Annotated in this window: 14 protein-coding genes, 1 tRNA gene and 2 pseudogenes; 8 read left to right on the top strand and 9 right to left on the bottom strand. The window is 35.2% G+C overall.

The window, feature by feature from the left end:
• Window positions 1-158: 158 nt before the first annotated feature.
• The 3 genes from HE1_RS02100 to HE1_RS02090 form a co-directional block, all read right to left on the bottom strand.
• Window positions 159-1,073 carry a hypothetical protein gene (locus HE1_RS02100; RefSeq protein ID WP_035544180.1) on the bottom strand — a complete coding sequence of 305 codons (915 nt, stop codon included), beginning with the start codon at window positions 1,071-1,073 and terminating at the stop codon, window positions 159-161.
• A gap of 938 nt (window positions 1,074-2,011) precedes the next feature.
• Window positions 2,012-2,374 carry a hypothetical protein gene (locus HE1_RS02095; protein ID WP_035544179.1) on the bottom strand — a complete coding sequence of 121 codons (363 nt, stop codon included), beginning with the start codon at window positions 2,372-2,374 and terminating at the stop codon, window positions 2,012-2,014.
• A 115-nt stretch (window positions 2,375-2,489) separates the two neighbouring features.
• On the bottom strand, window positions 2,490-4,241 hold the full coding sequence (locus HE1_RS02090) for a hypothetical protein (protein ID WP_035544178.1): 1,752 nt from the start codon (window positions 4,239-4,241) through the stop codon (window positions 2,490-2,492).
• A 195-nt stretch (window positions 4,242-4,436) separates the two neighbouring features.
• Here HE1_RS02090 and HE1_RS02085 point away from each other — a divergent pair, with 195 nt between their 5' ends.
• The 7 genes and pseudogenes from HE1_RS02085 to HE1_RS09585 all read left to right on the top strand — a co-directional run.
• A complete protein-coding gene (locus HE1_RS02085; protein ID WP_035544177.1) occupies window positions 4,437-5,018 on the top strand; it encodes a hypothetical protein in 582 nt (193 codons plus the stop codon).
• 211 nt (window positions 5,019-5,229) lie between these two features.
• A pseudogene (gene uvrB / locus HE1_RS10280) lies at window positions 5,230-7,238 on the top strand (excinuclease ABC subunit UvrB).
• Between the two features lie 328 nt (window positions 7,239-7,566).
• Window positions 7,567-7,740, top strand: coding sequence for a hypothetical protein (locus tag HE1_RS08755; RefSeq protein WP_162531190.1), 174 nt, complete (start codon window positions 7,567-7,569; stop codon window positions 7,738-7,740).
• A 574-nt stretch (window positions 7,741-8,314) separates the two neighbouring features.
• Window positions 8,315-8,386: transfer RNA gene (locus tag HE1_RS02070), tRNA-Gln, on the top strand.
• Window positions 8,387-8,400: 14 nt separating this feature from the next.
• The gene (locus HE1_RS02065) at window positions 8,401-9,432 is read left to right on the top strand and encodes a thiamine pyrophosphate-dependent enzyme (RefSeq protein ID WP_052567225.1); all 1,032 of its coding nucleotides are present in this window, start codon (window positions 8,401-8,403) and stop codon (window positions 9,430-9,432) included.
• A 91-nt stretch (window positions 9,433-9,523) separates the two neighbouring features.
• Window positions 9,524-10,345 (top strand): hypothetical protein, encoded by an 822-nt coding sequence (locus HE1_RS02060; protein WP_035544173.1) that lies wholly within the window; start codon window positions 9,524-9,526, stop codon window positions 10,343-10,345.
• Window positions 10,346-10,837: 492 nt separating this feature from the next.
• Window positions 10,838-11,031 (top strand): annotated as a pseudogene (locus tag HE1_RS09585) (IS5/IS1182 family transposase); the annotation flags it as partial.
• Between the two features lie 70 nt (window positions 11,032-11,101).
• Here HE1_RS09585 and HE1_RS10580 read toward each other — a convergent pair.
• Window positions 11,102-11,281 carry a winged helix-turn-helix domain-containing protein gene (locus tag HE1_RS10580; RefSeq protein WP_162531189.1) on the bottom strand — a complete coding sequence of 60 codons (180 nt, stop codon included), beginning with the start codon at window positions 11,279-11,281 and terminating at the stop codon, window positions 11,102-11,104.
• A 460-nt stretch (window positions 11,282-11,741) separates the two neighbouring features.
• Between HE1_RS10580 and HE1_RS02055 the strand changes: the two genes are divergently transcribed.
• Entirely contained in the window at window positions 11,742-12,554 is an 813-nt protein-coding gene (locus HE1_RS02055; RefSeq protein WP_206537217.1) for a hypothetical protein, read from the top strand.
• Window positions 12,555-12,584: 30 nt separating this feature from the next.
• Here the strand turns inward: HE1_RS02055 and HE1_RS02050 are convergent, their stop codons facing one another.
• From HE1_RS02050 to HE1_RS02030, 5 genes are all read right to left on the bottom strand, one after another.
• On the bottom strand, window positions 12,585-14,171 hold the full coding sequence (locus HE1_RS02050) for a dipeptide ABC transporter ATP-binding protein (protein WP_006300747.1): 1,587 nt from the start codon (window positions 14,169-14,171) through the stop codon (window positions 12,585-12,587).
• Between the two features lie 37 nt (window positions 14,172-14,208).
• Window positions 14,209-15,213 (bottom strand): ABC transporter permease subunit, encoded by a 1,005-nt coding sequence (locus tag HE1_RS02045; protein ID WP_035544167.1) that lies wholly within the window; start codon window positions 15,211-15,213, stop codon window positions 14,209-14,211.
• A 3-nt stretch (window positions 15,214-15,216) separates the two neighbouring features.
• Window positions 15,217-16,251, bottom strand: a complete 1,035-nt coding sequence (locus HE1_RS02040; protein WP_035544164.1) for an ABC transporter permease subunit — start codon at window positions 16,249-16,251, stop codon at window positions 15,217-15,219.
• A gap of 99 nt (window positions 16,252-16,350) precedes the next feature.
• Window positions 16,351-16,764: an HlyD family secretion protein gene (locus tag HE1_RS02035; RefSeq protein ID WP_035544163.1), complete on the bottom strand. Its 414-nt coding sequence runs from the start codon at window positions 16,762-16,764 to the stop codon at window positions 16,351-16,353.
• Window positions 16,746-17,240 carry an efflux RND transporter periplasmic adaptor subunit gene (locus tag HE1_RS02030; protein ID WP_162531188.1) on the bottom strand — a complete coding sequence of 165 codons (495 nt, stop codon included), beginning with the start codon at window positions 17,238-17,240 and terminating at the stop codon, window positions 16,746-16,748. The genes HE1_RS02035 and HE1_RS02030 overlap by 19 nt, the downstream gene beginning before the upstream one ends.
• Between the last annotated feature and the right edge of the window lie 397 nt (window positions 17,241-17,637).

Below are 17,637 nucleotides of genomic sequence, written 5' to 3'. Positions count from 1 at the left end.
CCATCAAGCCTTTTATATCACACTTTTTGATTCATGAATACAGGTTCTTTCATACAATCATTTTTAGAAATTTTTAAAAGACTTTCTTTACCAATTCTAACAAAAAATATCTTTAGTTAAAGGTTTCAATGAATTAAGGAAGCTAGTGAATTATTTGTTTAATTAGAAGTATATTGTATTGGCCCATTTACCTCAAACTTAAACTTTTTTAATACTTCGTGGTCTGCATTGTGATGTTGGATGCGGGGAGGAAGGGGAGCAAAGGCGGGGTCCTGAACTTGCATGCCTGTTAGTTTTGCTTCGTATTTTCCAAAATTTTTATTTTGTGTTATATAATCGTGACTTGGGACTACATCTACTAATTTTCCTTCTTTTATTTCTTTATCGATTTCTTCTGCTGATTTAGTGGAATCTTTAACTTTGTTCATTCCCAAAGAGTGTGTCACGTACTTATTTTCATTCACGTCTTCCATAACCCCTATTTTGCCTGATTGGGGGGATGGCAAACTTGGGCTTGAAATTGATTTATCAATACGATTTTTAATCGATTGCAGCAAGTTTAAAAGTTTTTTTCGTTCATCTTGAGAGATGTACATTTCGTTCACAATGTTAATAAATTTTGAAAAATTATCTCTTCCCCCTGACTCATTTCCTAGTACGGATTCTTTACAAACAGAAACGATTGCATTCAAAAAAGCTTGTTTACAAGTTTCAAAATTTTTTTCTTTTAAAAGAAATTTAAAGTCTGATCTTTCATAAGATTCAATTTTTTTCATCATATAAAGAATTTGTTCACTTAAATATTGAAGCTGATATTTGGGTTCTTCAGAGGGAGAAAGCCTTTTTGGGAAAGAACCTTTTTCAAAAAAAACGTTTTTTGCGTAACTTGAAAAAAAATGACAATTATTTACTTTTTGAAAAATTGTTGAAATCTTAGAAGACAGTTCTTCTGCAATAGAGGCTAGATCTTCCATATAGAAAAATAACTCATCATTTTTAGCAAACTTTTGAGAAGATCTGTGTTGTGAAAGATTTTCTGAAGCAAGCAATTTTTCAGGAATAGTTTTAAACATTTCGCTTTCTTTAAACGCGTTTAGAGCGTTTTTAAGGGGAGTTTCTGATAGGTCAGGACTTTTAAGAACATCTTCAATTGTTTTGACGAATAGTTCTTGGAAAACCTCACGAAATCTTAAAGGATACGTAACGCCTAGTTGTTTTACTTCCGCAGCTGTTTGGTTGAAAAAATTTGCTATTTTTTTAATGTTATAAATTGTTTTATCTAATTTTTCATTTAATATTTTTATTTCATTTACATTGAGTTTGTGGATATTTGGGGTATTAAATAATGTTTTTATTTTATTTTTGCAGTGGATCTGCTTCTATTTTCTAATATTTTTTTAAAATATCTAGGTAACAAATCTTCTGGAGATTGATATTCATCACCTTCAGCGTACACGCAAGGAATTAGAAGACAAAGAAATAAAAAAAATTTTTCATTTTTTACAAATGTTTTTTACTTACTTTAATATATTAAAATATAAAAATTAAAATTTGTTTAATATTCTTGTCGTTTTTTATACAAAAAAACATCTGAAAATGGGAAATAGAATGAAGTGTGAATCATGGATTATTTTTTTGAAAAATTTTATCTGTACATGGGCCTATAAGATTTTATTTTGGCTTATTCATTTGAATATTTTTATATCATATTAAATCATTTAATATGATATTAAATTTTTTTATCTTTACTCTAATGGGGGACGATAGAATTATTTATCAAAGGGTTAATATTACGACAGTCTAGTCTCATAAAAGTTAAAAAGATTTTTGTGAAAGACTAAATTTATACGGTAACGTTAGTATTTTTACATGAAGTTCTTATTCACAAGTTCCTGAAAACGTAAAAAGCTCGAGGAGTTGTTTTTTAGCTGAAAGCAATACTGTATTGGTTTTTGATTTCCGTTTTTTATTTTTCTTTCCCCAAACTTTTTTCCTATACATAACGTGATTCTTATTTGGGTATAATTTCTGTTGGCATTTTTTCTTTCACATTTTTGTCAAATAGGGTATTTATACTATCGGTTCCTCCGTTAGCAACTAAAGAGAAAATATTACTTTTAAAAATAGCTATTTCTTGATCTTTTTGATCAACGCTGGGATCATTTAATAATTGTAAACTTGTGTTTAATTGGGGGATTAAAGTATTCTTTATTGTGAGAATTTTCTGATATTTTTCTATTAACGCATCTCGATTCTTATTTTCGTTGTATGCTTTTAAAGCTGCTGGAAAAGAATCTGAGTTTTCGAATTTATTAGTCATTTTTAAAACCAAGTTTACGGCAGCCCAATAAAATGGTTTTATTTGATTAACCAAAACGCGATCTTTTATTTTTTAATATTATTGAACGTAAGATCTATTAATGCACTTAAATTCACGATAGAGCTTTTTAAGTCCAAATCTTCGGGTTTTGTTTGTGCGAGCAAGATTTTTAAATTTTCTTTATTTTTTCAAGCAGGTTCAAAGCAACGTTGATGGGGGCTTGAACATTTTGCCACAATGGTTTTGCGTCTTCTTCTTTTGTGATTGCCTCAATAACTGGTTTTACAAGATCGTTCAGTTTTACAATGTTTTGGTTGGCGTCGGTTTCTAAATCTTTAAAGTTTTTAATTTTTAGGAATACAATCTTGCTATACGCATCTTGAATTAACGTGGGGAGTGTTTTTTGATAGGCGGCAATATTTTGAATTTCTTGCAAAGATAGATTAAGTGTATTTCTTGTTTGAGCGAGTTTACTTTGAAAATTTGGGTCTTGTACATTTTGTATTTTTTCAATAGATTGCACAATTTTGCTGTAATCAGTATTGATTTTTTGATTTTGATCCTCTAACGCTTTGAAAGGAGCATCAATAAAGGTATTAAATGTTTCGGCTGTCCCTTCCGTTATAGCCTTTTCTAAAAACCTTTCAAAAATTCTTTTTTTATCTGAATAGTCCTTAATGCTTTTATTTAAGTCATCAATCTTGTTGGTCGTATTTTTAATAAAATTTGCATGAACTGATTGAAGTTGATTAACTTTTTCTCCTAAATTTTTAAGATCTGCCTCCCACTGATCGCAGGTATAAAATAGTCGTACTAAACCGTTATCCCCACCTAAAGAATCGGAAATCAATCGAAAAGGAATTGTGTATTTTTTTGGATTAGTAATAAATTCATCTAAATTTTTTGCTTCTTCTCCCGGAATTTTTTTTGCAATTTCATTCATTGCATCAAGGTGTACACGGACTTTATCTTTTTGTGATTTAATAGCACTGAGTTGCTCAAGGCTAGTATTGTAGATCGCTGTCATCTGACGTAAATAAGTATTTTCTGTATTAGCATTTCCTATTTCAGCATTTGGGAAATATTCCATGATTTTTCTAACATTTTCAGATAAAGAGGTATAGGAATACTGTTTAATACTGCCAAGGGCCATGCTTACTGCAGAGATATTGGCTGTGTACAAATCACCAAGGTCTTGAATTCCTTTAAGTTGCGCTCCCAAGCCTTCTACACTAATTTTATTTCCCGAAAGAGAAATTTCTTGAGCTTTTGATATCATAGCATCCACTGCAAGAAAACGTTTATCAAGACGAATGTCGCTGATTTTTTTAAGATTTTCACTGGACATAATACCAGAATTATCAATGTTCAATACAATATAGGTTTTTGAAGAATCATCTTGAAGACGTTGCGGATTTCCCTGATTATCAAGAACGCTTAAAGGAATGTAAAGATTTCCTTTATGTTCTTTTCTTTTTTGTTGAAGAAAATCAAAACTCGCTTTTTGCTTGTTCAGATCTGCCCCAAATTTTGTAGGTGCCATTAGGTACATATGGTCTAAATCTACTTCTTTTTTTTGATTTTTGCAGTAGTCAAAAACTACTAGGTTGTCTCTTGCAAGATCTGTGTCCGGGTCTCTGTAAAATTTGTGTGAAAAATATCGCGTACCATTGGATTCAAAGGTTGTTGGGACTCTTGCCAATCTTAGAGACGTTTCAGAGACCTCTTCGATTTTTCCCTGTTGATCTAAGCAGTAAGCAGAGATTGCGTGAAAATCATTTGCGTCTAAAACTACAGGTACAGGTTTTTTAGAAGAGCTGCTACTTCCAGAAAAAGCAGTTTCTATGTATCCTAAAAAATATAGTACAAGGTATATTCTTCTTAGATTTGATAATTTTTTTTTATTAATTAAAAATTTCATTATTATTAACTGTTGTTTTTTTATAATATTACAACATTATTATAAAAAAATTCAGAAAAAATAATCGCATTGACTTTTTTGATCTTTTCCTTTATCTTTGCGCTGTGAAAATCAAAGGTTTGATTTTATGTTTGAAAAAAAATTAAAAATTAGTTTTTTATAAGTTTTATTTTTTCTGGAATTATAAGTTTTTCTATGGAAAATAGTGCACAAGCCTCAGGTCATATTTGGAACTTTAATGGTTTGACAGATAATTCTGATTCGAGTTCAGATGATGAGTTAGGCTCGGATGGGGAATCTTCTTTGAAACTTTCTTTTGGGCCTCATAATTTGATTTCTGGTGATGCGAGAGGTAATCTTGAAAATTCCGATAGTGAACATTGCGAGCAAGAAGATGATAGGAATCTAAATTTACCCACTCATTTCCTTACTAATTTGGATTTGGATCATATTTTACTTCAAGAAAAACGAGGAATTATGTTGGATCAAACTCAGCAAATGGCACTGATAAAAAAAGTTGGGGAATGCGCTTTGGATAATTTGCTTTGCTTAGAGCAAAATAAAGATCTTTTATCTAAGGAAAATACCGGTATTGAATTAGACAAAATCTCACCGGTAATACATGAATTGAACGAGCCTCATCCGGTAATACATGAGCCAAATGAATTTCCCCCAGAACCATATCATGAAGCAGCAGAAGAAGGAGAAAGTTCATTTTCTCAAGATCCAAAATTAGTAAAAAAAATAAAGCCTAACGAAGATCAAAAAGAAAAATGATTTAAGTGGAAATGGGGGGTAATCTCTTAGAGAGAAGTTCCTGGTTATAGAAAAATGCAGAGAAAAGGGCTAACTTTATGTTTTAAAAATTCCTTATAGCGCTTTTGAATTGTATAAATAGAAATGTGTTTGCTTTGATAAAAAATATTTTTTGATTTTTATTATAAAGTCTTTATAATTACAATTTAGTACATTGGAAGAATTTTAAATTTTGAGCGATTTGCATTCTGTGTTTAAAGGGTATACGGTGATAGAAAAATCTCAGCGTCCCTTTGAAATTGTTTCACCTTTTGAGCCTTCTGGACATCAACCTCAGGCAATTAAAGCGTTAGCAGAAGGAGTTTTAGAAGGAAGAAGAGATCAAGTTTTGCTTGGAGTTACAGGGTCAGGAAAAACGTTTACCATGGCACAGGTTATCTCTAAGGTACAACGTCCTACGTTAATTTTGGCTCCAAACAAAACTTTAGCAGCGCAGCTGTATGGGGAAATGAAATGTTTTTTTCCCAAAAACGCAGTTGAGTATTTTGTATCTTATTATGATTATTATCAGCCAGAAGCTTATGTTCCATCCAGTGGAACGTATATTGAAAAAGAGTCTTCTATTAATGAACAGATAGAGCGCATGCGTCATAGCGCCACCAGGGCGTTATTAGAAAGAAAAGATGTTGTGGTTGTTGCAAGTGTATCCTGCATTTATGGCTTGGGAGCAGTAGAATCTTATCAAGGAATGGCTATGGAACTTCAAGTAGGGCAACGCGTTCTTCAATCTGAGGTTCTAAAGCAGCTTGTTCAGATGCATTATAAACGAAATGATATTGGGTTTAAGCGGGGAATGTTTCGCGTCATGGGGGATCGCGTAGATGTCTTTCCTTCTCATTACGAAGATCATGCTTGGAGTTTATCTTTTTTTGACGAAGAGCTAGAAAGTATTCACGAGATTCATGCTCTTACTGGGGATCGCGTTACGAAATTGGAAAAAATTTTGGTTTTTCCCAATAGTCACTATGTGGCTCCAGGTCCCACTGTTTTTCAAGCCATCCAAGGAATAAAAGAAGAGTTAAAAAGTCGATTGCAAGAGTTTAAAGCAGAATCTCGTCTTGTAGAAGCTCAACGGTTGCAAGAGCGTGTGAGTTTTGATCTAGAAAGTCTTGTCCATATGGGAACATGTGCTGGGATTGAAAATTATTCTCGTTATTTAACCGGGCGTCCTTCGGGGGCTCCCCCCCTACATTATTTGAATACCTTCCAAAGGATGCGTTGTTTATTGTAGACGAGAGTCATGTAAGCGTTCCTCAAATTCGTGCTATGTCAGCAGGGGATGGTGTTCGAAAGCGCACTCTTGCGGAATACGGATTTCGACTACCTTCTTGCGTTGATAATCGTCCTTTGCATTTTGATGAATGGGACCGTATGCGCCCTTCTAGTATTTTTGTTTCTGCTACCCCAGCAGCTTGGGAAATTACGCAAGCACACGGAGAAGTTGTTGAACAGCTAGTACGGCCAACAGGATTGTTAGATCCCGTATGCCAAGTGCGTCCTACCCATAATCAGATAGAAGATCTGATGAAGGCTTTAAGAGAGGTAAAAAAAGATGAAGGAAGGGCTTTAGTTACTACGCTTACGAAAAAGATGGCAGAAGATTTGTGTGCTTATTTAGAGCAAGCACACTTTAATGTGCGTTATATGCATTCTGATGTAGATACTTTGGAAAGAATTCACCTTTTACAAGATTTGCGAAAAGGAGTTTTTGATATTTTAATTGGTATTAATTTGTTGAGAGAAGGGCTAGATATTCCAGAATGTCAGCTAGTTGCCATCTTAGATGCAGATAAACAAGGGTATCTTCGTTCAAAAACTGCTCTTATTCAAACTATGGGAAGAGCTGCCAGAAATTTGAAAGGACGAGTTTTGCTTTATGCAGATACTATGACGCCATCTTTAAAAGAAGCCTTGGAAGAAACGCATCGGCGACGAAATTTACAAGCTTTGTACAATGAAGAACACGGTATTATTCCAAAAGCAACATTTTCTATGGCAAAAACGATTTTGGAAGAAGAAGTTTTGACGCCAAAAGTTTCAGAAAAAAAAATAGAAAGTTTTGTTCAGCGTTCGGATTCCATAGAAACATTAAGGATGGAAATGATCAAAGCAGCAGAATCTTTAGATTTTGAAAAAGCTGCAAAGCTTCGAGATTGGATCCTACAATTAGAAAAACAGTAGCGCTTATCTAGAAATAGAACATTCAAAATTTTTAATTTTTTGGTTCACTATTTTCGGCTGAACTAAGGGGTATCTAAAGCAAAATAAAAAGTAAAATATACAGCAAAAGCAAAATAAAATGATTTTAATTAATAATTTATGCTATATTCAGCAGATTTTCGGCATAGAGAGTTAGAAATCAGAAAGGAGAACTAAGCTTTGGCTAGGTGTGGCGTTGTTTTACAGTTTGGATCGCAAGCGTTATAAGGCGGTCGAAGAAAATTGCCTCTCAATACAAAAGGAACAAAATCAGCAACAAGCATAGACATGAAAGGTATTGAAAAAGGACGTGAAAGACTCTCCCGACGCAGCACGTGCTGAAATGCTGGGCGCTCTGGAACGCATCGGCGTGAGATACAAAAAAAGCCCGCGTCATCCCAAGGTGGAGGTCGAAAAGCAAGGCATCTTTTACCAAAAGATTCAAGGCGCATCAAAAGGAAGGGCGCCCCATCGTTTTCATTGATAGGGGCGGATGTGCTCACGACGCGCCTTGCCTTGCATTTCATGGCTTGAAAGGTTATTGGCGAGGTTATTGGCACTTTGGCAGCCATGACTGGGGGGTGAAAAGGATTGCACGAATGTGATTGGCGCACTTTTAGGCGGCGTTATTTTGACCGTGAGTCTGTTTCAAACAACTGTAAATATTGGGTTTCAACCGCATGGATGCTGCAAGATTTGATCTCCTAACTTCCTGAAAAGCAGTTGGGGAGCCATGGACAATGCAACCTTTCACAAAATCCAAGGCATGCTAAAGGTCTTGAAGGCTTCAGGAGACACTCCTTTATCTTTTCGCCATTCACCCAGACTAAATACCATTAAACATAAAATGGGCACAGAAAAAGGCATTTAGGCGCACTCCTCTTGGACGCAGTATAGAAACTCTCTTTCACGATATATCCATGCATATAATAGCTTTAGCTAAAAACCAAGGAATTGAATTAGGCCAGTTGTCTTTTTTAATCTATGAAGAAGAGGAGATAAAAAATTCTACGGGGGGTTGCTATTTTTTTTTAAGCACAGTACAATGGGAGAGATTTTGGGGTGTAGCCAAGCGGTAAGGCAGCGGCTTTTGGTGCCGCCATTCCTAGGTTCGAATCCTAGCACCCCAGTAAATTTGAGAGTTATGAAACATAATTACATTGATAATTTTTCTAATAATATTGCTAATGATAAGAGTTTTTTGTTTTCCGCTTCAGAGCTTCTGCAAGTTTTTTCTAAGATGTTGTTTATTCGCAGGTTTGAAGAAGCGTGTGCAAATTTTTATACCCAAGGAAAGATTAGAGGATTTTGCCATCTTTGTATAGGTCAAGAGGCGTTTCCTGTTGCGCTGCAGTGCGTCCGAGATAATAGCAAGGATAGTGTGGTGACTGCATATCGGTGTCACGGTCATATTTTGGCTTGTGGTGCGGATCCTTTGCAAGTTATGCTGGAATTGTTAGGAATGGAAGGTGGAATTTCCAAAGGAAAAGGCGGATCCATGCATCTTTTTTCTCCTGAGCATGGGTTTTATGGGGGGCACGGGATAGTAGGGGCTTCTTCTGCTTTAGGAACCGGGTTAGCTTTTGCGCATAAGTATCGGGCAGACGAAGGAATTTGTATCGCATGTTTAGGTGACGGCGCAACAAATCAGGGACAATTTTTTGAGTCGATGAATATGGCGGCGCTTTGGGGGCTTCCTATCTTGTACGTAATTGAAAATAATTATTATTCTATGGGAACTTCTGTGGAAAGAGGGTGTGCAAACTCAGGCATGCTTTATACTCGGGGTGCTTCTTTTGGAATTCCAGGATATTTCTGTCAAGGAGACGATTTTTTAGAAGTGTTTAGCTGTCTTAAGGATCGTATAAACGAAGTTCGTCAAAAAAAAGGTCCTGTAGTGTTAGAAGTTCGAACTCATCGATTCAAGGGGCATTCTATGTCTGATCCAGGGAATTATCGTTCAAAAGAAGCTTTAGAGAAAGCTAAAAAAGATAATGATCCTGTAAAGAATCTAAAAACGGTGTTGCAAGAGGTTTACGGAGTTTCTTTGGAGCATATTAAGGCTCAAGAAGTTCAAGTAAAAAATGACCTTCAGGATGTTTTTTATTGTATAGAAAAAGCTCAGCAGTTTTCTGATGATTACTTATGTGAGCATGTGTATTGTGTTCAATCTTAGATAGACTACCTAAAGATTGAAGTTTCTTTTGTGTATGGGGGGGCTTGCTTTTTTGTGCACATAAAAAAAATTGTTTTTTGATATATTATTATTGAGTTTTTTAACGTATATAAAAATGAAATATATCAATGGAATTTTATTTATAACAATCGCAGGTTCTTCTTTTCTGAGTTTCAGTAAAAGCATTGCAGGTGAACTTGAAGATCAATTTCCCGCTAAAGAGCCTCTTGCTTTAGAAAGAGAAACTTTTCTTGAAGGTTCGTACCGTGATTCACAAAAACCAAAAGTTGAAAATTTAAAACAAGATAATAAAAGTAAATTCGTACTGGTAGAGCATTCTGAAGAAGCTAATGAATTGAAAAAAAATATTAGTGAAAAAGACGCTGAATCTCAAAATAAAAGTGATTTCTATCGTCAAGACTTAAGTAAAGTAGTTGAAGATAAGAAAGAAAAAAATTCAAGTATATATTCAAACTTAAGTGCACACGCAAGAAAAATAGTAGAAGAAGATCTTAAAGCTCAAGATGAAAGATTTTCTAAGCGACTTGCTGATCGACGTGCGCGTGCTATAAAAAAACATTCTAGCCCTCTCGATCAAGATAGGCAGATTCCAAGAAGCTCTGATCAAGATAGGCAGATTCCAAGAAGCTCTGATCAAGATAGGCAGATTCCAAGAAGCTCTGATCAAGACAGGCAGATTCCAAGAAGCTCTGATCAAGATAGGCAGATTCCAAGAAGCTCTGATCAAGATAGGCAGATTCCAAGAAGCTCTGATCAAGATAGGCAGATTCCAAGAAGCTCTGATCAAGATACAAAAGATAAGGTTAAAGATATATTGATGCGATCTATACGAAGAGGTTTAACAAAAGTTTATATTCCTGTTCGGCAAGATAAAAAAAATATGTCGTCTTAGAATTTAACGTGTGTTGATACCTATAAATTTCTACATTCGCTCGTAATTCCACTGAGTGTTTCGCAGAGGGGTTCGGGCGATTTGCGTTGCAGATCCTTATTATATGACGTGTTCGGATTTTAGTACAACAATATTATGAGCGATGCTTGTTGTTTTTCTGGCGTGGATAGTTTTCTATTTCATTAGACTTCTTTGGAAACTAGATTATAAATAAGATTTATGATAAAAAGACCAGGAGGAAAGGTAGAAGCTGCGAACTGATCAAAAAAATAGCAGAAGAAAAATTTCGCTATAATGGTGAATATTCTTCAAGATTCCGAAGTTAAAAAGAAAACTAAGCATAGAAGATCGTCTTTTGATGACATCCCTAATACATCTGAAAACACCTCACATAAAGTTATGGCGTAAGTGAGAGCATTGTGTATGATACGATTAAGCATCCTGATTTTACGATTCCGTAGTGCAGCTAAAAAGTGATAAAAATTTATGAAATTTTATTCAGGAAAAAAGAAATGGCTTTCTATAAAAACACAAGTCGTGGTATATGTGCGGCATTTCAAAGGGCAAGCGTCACAATTTTAGAGGGTTTAAAGAATCCACAATAAATATTCATAGAGAAATAAAAATCATTACTGACACCGGTTATACAAAAGATGAATTGTAACTTTGAATTGCCAAAAAAGAAAAGATAAAAATAAAAAACAATACGTGCGATGGCGTGCACTTAGCTATTTCCCGGCTAATAGTTTTTTAAATTCAGCAACTTATGTTTTGCTCTTGCTTGAAATGTTTAGGACGAGGCTTGATATAGAAGCAATTTAGCTTCTTGATCTCTTGATGAACGGTTGACCTGCTCATCTCTATATTAAATACATTTTCTAGTTTTATTCGAATTGTATTTGCGGTTAACTGACTATCGACTTTTACCCATTCCAAGATTTGCTTTATTTGCGTAGCGTTAAGTTTGTTTTTCCTTTTGTGCTTTGCAGGTGCGTTAAGTCTTTCTATCGAGCCGGCTTGATCTACGAAGTCAGAGTGGTTCTAGTTATGTCGTAAATCTTTGAAACTTGATTAATGCTATGAGTCCTGGCTGCAATAGCCTTTGCTAATTTACGTGATATTCGTGCAGCTTTATCAATCTCCTTAATCTGATATTTTTCTTCTTTTCTACCTTCGCGGTTGATAATTTTGATGCGGATACCATTCTATTTAAGCTGTTTGTTATCCCCCTATGATATACTTCCCCTTTTCTTAAAAGGCAATCATTATATGCTTATTTAGCAATGGGAATTGGTATATACTATGGAGTTATTTTAATAATAGTTTACGAAGAAGTCTATTATTAAGAATTCTATTATAATTTACACAAAAAAGATAAATTTTTGATACAATTTAATTGAATTTTTTAACATATATAAAGATGAAATATATTAATAAAATTTTGCTTATAGTAGTTGCAAGCGGTTCCTTTCTGAGTTTCAACAAAAGTATTGCAAACGGGTCGAAAAACAATGCTTCTTGTGAAGATCTAAATAATTATTCAATAAGGGTTAGGGGTGAATTAGAAAAAGTAAATGAATATATTAGCCATATTGAAGTGTTTCTTAGTAGGCAAATTTATTTTTATGAAAATTTATTGAAAGAATCATCTACTTTGGAATCTGTTTTGGATTTTGTACCTGTTTCAAAATCTAATTTATCTTTTTTAAAAGAAACTAATGCTGAGATAATAAACGTAATGGAAGGTTTTAATAACATTTTTAGATTGATAAATATTAAAGACAATAAAAGTAATGAAGACGTTTATAAAAAAATACAAGATGAACGTTCAAGAATAGAAAAATCAATAAAAAAAATTAAAGAAATAAATGATTTTAAAATGAAAGATGAAATGAAATATAGTTTTCAAAAAAAGAAAGGTAATGTTAAAACACTTGTTGATTCAGAAAATAAAGTATTTGAAGAACAAAATAAAATGATAAAAAAGGATATTCATGATCAAACTGAAATTTTTAAAGCACGTTTAGAAAAACGTTCTGCTATTATAAAGCAAAAAAAAGCAGATTCAACCTTAAAAAAATTCCAATCAGCACCTAATCTCGGTAATTCAAGGCGCTCCCCTCTTCAGTCCCAAGAAAATCCAGAAGGACAATCTACTTTAATGCAAAAATCTGCATCTTCTGTACAGCTTAAAAACCCACAACAATAGGTCAACTCATAATGTTGATACCTAAGATTTTTACATTGCCCATCTGGCAGATTCCATTAATTGCTTGGTATAGCAATCTTTTGGGCGATTTAAAATTTCTGCTGCAGAACCTTGTTCTATAACGCGTCCGGATTTTACCACAATGACATGGTGAGCGATGCTCTCTACTACTTTTAGATCGTGGGTGATAACGATATACCCAATGGAAATGCGTTTTTGTAGTGTAACAAGAAGGTGTAAGATTTCTTTCTGAACCGTCACGTCTAACGCAGAAGTGGGTTCGTCTAAAATAAGAAGTTGAGGTTCTAGTAATAAGCTTCGCGCAATACAAATTCGTTGCCGTTGTCCCCCAGATAATTGATGGGGATAGCGGTTTAAAATGTCCGCAGAAAGCTCTACTTGGGATAAAATATTTTGAATTCTTATTTTTCGTTCTTCCAGTGACCAGAGTTTATAGTTTTTCATCCCCTCCATCAGGCTGTCTTGTACACACATCCTGGGGTTAAGAGAAGAAAATAAATCTTGAAAAATCATTTGAAAGTGTCGCCGTTCTTGACGTAAATTTTCAGGACTTAAAGAAGATAACCGGTGATTTTGAAAAATAATTTCTCCAGAATAGTGAAGCAACTGGGCAATTGCAAGGGCAAGTGTGCTTTTCCCAGATCCGCTTTCCCCCACTATACTTACAGTTTGTCCGGCGTGCACGTCAAAATTTATATCATGTAAAATTTTATTGTGCCTTAAAGTTACTTCCAAATTTCTAACTTGTAATAAAGTTTTTTGAAAATTAAAATCTTGAGGATCGTCTTGAACCCAACGATCTGGAATGCTGCCCCATAGCTTTCGAGTATAAGGATGGGAAGGTGTTTTTAATATTTTTTCCGTTTCTGATTGTTCTACCATTTGTCCTTCTTTTAAAATCCCTACAAAATGCGCAATCCTGCTAACCAGTGGAAGATTGTGGCTGATAAAAAGAATTGACATTCCTTGAGTTTCTTGAATGTGCTGAAGTCGCATAAGAAGTTCTTTTTGTAGTGTTACATCTAAAGCAGTTGTGGGCTCATCGGCGATTAATAACTCTGGCTTTGCTGAAAGTGCCATAGCAATCATCAAGCGCTGTTTTTGTCCCCCTGAAAGCTGATGAGGATAAGCATCTAATTTATTTTTCGCATAAGAAAATCCTACTTTATCCAAGATGTCAAACATTGCGGCATCTAAATCAGCGCGATTCAAAAATTCTTGTTTTCTGTGAAGAATTAAAACTTCTTGAAGCGCTGATCTTAAAGTTTTTAAAGGATTTAATGCGCTGCTGGGTTCTTGAAAAATCATACTGATATGCTTTCCACGAAAATTGTAAAGTGAATTTTCAGAACATTTCAGCAAATCAATCTCTTTAAATAAAATTTCCCCCGTATAGGAAGGGTAAAGAGCTTTTGGTAATAGGCCCAGTATAGAAAGTCCAAGCATAGATTTTCCAGATCCGCTTTCCCCAACAAGAGCAACCGTTTTTCCAGTAGGAATTTCCAGGCTCACGTGATGTAAAATTTTTTTTTGATATTTTTGACGATTTGCGTAAAGGGTCAAAGAAACATCACGAATGGATAGCAAAATGCTCACGATGCATTCCTTTCTCTTAGAATAACTAAAAAAATTTTCATGAAGATCGTCCCGGATCTAGTGCATCTTGAAGCCCTTCCCCTGTTAGTGTGATTAACACAAGAATTGTGGCAAGCGCGCACAAAGGATAGACACTTAACCAAGGTGCGTGTAAGTTCGATTTTGCCTGCTGTAATAATTCCCCCAGTGAAGGAGTTCCTGCCTTTAGCCCCACTCCTAAAAAATCCAAAGATGCAAGAGACGCTATTCCCGAATTCACTAAAAAAGGAAATTGAGAAATTCCCGTTGTCATAGCATTGGGTAGAATGTGACGCCACATCATTCGAAAATCTGTGGCTCCCAGAACTTTTGCAGATAAGACATAGGGAAGTCCTCTAGCTTTTAAAAACTCTGCTCGTGTTGCTGCAGACACGGGGCGCCAATTAAAAAGAGACATCACAATGGCTAAAAATTCTAAAGAAGGGGTCAGAAAACTAGAAATGATCATTAGCATAAACAACACAGGAAGACCCGACCAAATTTCTACCAACCTTTGCGTATACAGATCGAATTTCCCCCCCCAATAGCCTTGAATCGCACCGATGAACACTCCCAGCATCGTTCCAAACACGGCAACACAAAGACCAAACATTATACAAATTCGAGTTCCATAAACAAGACGGGCCAATAGATCTCTTCCCTGTTCATCAGTGCCTAATACATGAAGAGGACAAGGCGCGCTTGGTACCGGATGGTGAGATTCTGAAAGCCGATAAGGACTATGTCGATAAATTGGCCAAACAACCCAAGCATGATTTTTCTTGACGAAATTTTTGAATTCTCTTGTTAAGTAATCCATCTCTAGATCTTCGCCCTTCATAAAACATGTTTCAGGATAATAACGCAATACTGGAAAAAATATGCCCTTATCACACAAAATAATTAACGGTTTGTCGTTAGACCAAAAATTTGCAGTAAACGTTATTCCGATAACCAGCAACAATATGCGTAAAGCCCAAAATCCTTTTTTATGCGCTTTAAAGCGTTCCCAAAATGTATTCATAATTCAGTTTTTTCCTTCAAAGTGAATCCTTGGGTCAATCCATGTGTACAGCAAATCACTAATAACGTGCAAAACTAATCCAGTTAAGGTAAAAAGGTAAAGAGATCCAAATATAACAGGATAATCACGATTTCCGATGGCTTCATAGCTTAACAGTCCTATCCCCTCTAAAGAAAAAATCATTTCCACTAAAAAAGCTCCAGAAAAAAGTACATGGAATAAGGTTAAGGGAAGGTGTGCCATCATGACAATCATAGCGTTGCGAAAAACATGCTTAAATAAAATGGTGCGAAATTTAAATCCAAACGCTTTGGCTGCAACGATGTATTGTTTAGAAAGTTCTTCTAGGAACGCGTTTTTAGTAAGAAGGGTAAGGGCAGCAAACCCAGTCAAAACTTGGGCGCTAACCGGTAATACCAGATGCCAAATATAATCTTTGATTTTTTCCCAAAAAGATAACCGACTCCAATCCCAAGAAAACAAACCTTGTATGGGAAAATAAGAAAAAAAACTTCCTCCCGCAAAAAAAATCATTAATAGCAATGCGAATAAAAATGTGGGAATAGCATAACTTAACATCATGATTAGACTTGTCCAAAGGTCGAAGCACGTCCCGTTACGAACAGCTTTTTGAATTCCCAAAGGAATAGCTAAAAGATACATAAGCATCATTGACCAAAACCCTAAAGACAGAGAAACGGGTAATCTATTAATTAGCAGTGTGGTCACAGACTCACTTCGAAAATAACTTTTTCCAAAATCAAACATCAAATAGTGTTTTAGCATTATGTAAAATCGCTTCCAAAGAGGTTGGTCTAACCCAAACTGTTGTTTTAGTTCTTTTACTACAGCGTCTTGTCCAAAGTCTACTGCTGAGCTTGCTCCCCCCTTGTGCTCTTGAGCAGAAAGCTCCATACGGTGCAGCATTTGTTCTACTGGTCCCCCAGGAACTAAATGAACGATAAGAAAATTCAGAAGAATAATGCAAAACAACGTGGGAACAATCAACAAAAACCGTTTTAAGGTATAAGACAACACTTAAGACTCAAGAATTCTTGCAAGCACGCAAGTCGGATTATCTCAGATTTTCTTGAAAAAATCCATCCTGGGGTACAAAAAATAAAAAGCATTTTTTTCTTAACGTTTATGCTTTTTTTCCACAAAAACGTCTAATTCTTGTCCAGGCATAAGTCCTTGTGGGTCAGAGACGATATCGTAATAGGCGTGAAGCACTCTAGAGTCAATTCCAGAGTGGATTCCTGGCAAATTACGTTTGGGATATATATAGGGATCTATTCTGCTTAATTTTAGAGAAACTTCTTGAGTTCCCAAAGTTTTTGTTTTTCCCAAAGCATTACAAGCGTTATGAAGATGTTTTGCGTACATTTCGTCAAATTCTACACACACCGTGAGTTGAGTCAAATCTCCCATGATTAATACTTCGTTTCCTGGAACAACATATTGTCCTTGATAAAGCGTAGAAGAAAGAATTGTTCCATCTGCTGGAGCTTTTAGAAAGTGCCGTTCTTTTTCTAATTTTGCTTGACGCAATAGATTTTCACACTCTTCTCGCTTTGCTGAAGCTTGTCGTGCATTGTAAACGCTCCAGCGTGCTTCGTGATTTGAAAAAACTTTTTTTTGTTTAATTGTTCTGCAATGGAAGATTGTTCTTTAATTTTTTCCTCTTGAATGCATGCATTTTTGTAAGATGCTTCCAGTGCGCCGATACGGGCATTAATTTCTTCTTGATTTAGGGAACAAAGAATTTTTCCTTTTTTTACGCGCTGCCCTGGGGATGCGTTTATGGCTTCTACACTCCCTTTTTGTTGAAATGCTAGGTGAAGAAGCTTTCCTTTAGGTTCAACAACACCAATCCCTGAAATACTATGAGGGTACGGTAAAAGAGTCAAATCGCTAAGAGTAGAAGATGGCAAACGGCAAGGGGGGATCGTCATATAAATGGCCCCTGCTGCTCCAAGTGATGCTAATATTCCCACATACCACAAGTTTACTTTAGATCGTTTCACCATTAGACTCCTGAAAAAAAATAAGAAAATCTTTTTTATTTTTTGTATCAATCTCTTTTCAGGAATTGTAACAAATATTCATAAAAAAAGACAGGTTAAAGGTAAAAATCAGATAAGAGGCTAATTTTAGAACCTATCTTCATAGTTAAGCCAACCGACGAATCAGTAGCATTGAATGGGGGATCATAACGTCGTGTTTTTCCGATTGAACGTCTATTTCATACTCCTTGGCTAATCACCTAAAATGATTTAGCCAGTCAATCAAATGTTCTCTTCCCCCCCCTTTCGCTAAAATTGCCCAATCTGGCCGTAATACGTGCCGAAATTTCTAAGGTCTTTTTCAGCATGTTTTGAACAAACTCTTCAAACGTTTTACAAGAACCAGTATCTGCGCATA

This window comes from Holospora elegans E1 (genome assembly GCF_000648275.1).
Taxonomy (GTDB): domain Bacteria; phylum Pseudomonadota; class Alphaproteobacteria; order Holosporales; family Holosporaceae; genus Holospora; species Holospora undulata_A.
The sequence above is the reverse complement of the archived record's forward strand: the minus strand, read 5'-3'. Positions and strand labels throughout refer to the sequence as shown.

Bases quoted from the DNA above. Each gene is read 5' to 3' on its own strand.
- HE1_RS02100 (WP_035544180.1), bottom strand. From the start codon at position 1,073: ATGTTTAAAACTATTCCTGAAAAATTGCTTGCTTCAGAAAATCTTTCA.
- HE1_RS02065 (WP_052567225.1), top strand. From the start codon at position 8,401: ATGAAACATAATTACATTGATAATTTTTCTAATAATATTGCTAATGAT.
- HE1_RS02045 (WP_035544167.1), bottom strand. From the start codon at position 15,213: ATGAATACATTTTGGGAACGCTTTAAAGCGCATAAAAAAGGATTTTGG.
- HE1_RS02085 (WP_035544177.1), top strand. From the start codon at position 4,437: ATGGAAAATAGTGCACAAGCCTCAGGTCATATTTGGAACTTTAATGGT.
- HE1_RS02090 (WP_035544178.1), bottom strand. From the start codon at position 4,241: ATGAAATTTTTAATTAATAAAAAAAAATTATCAAATCTAAGAAGAATA.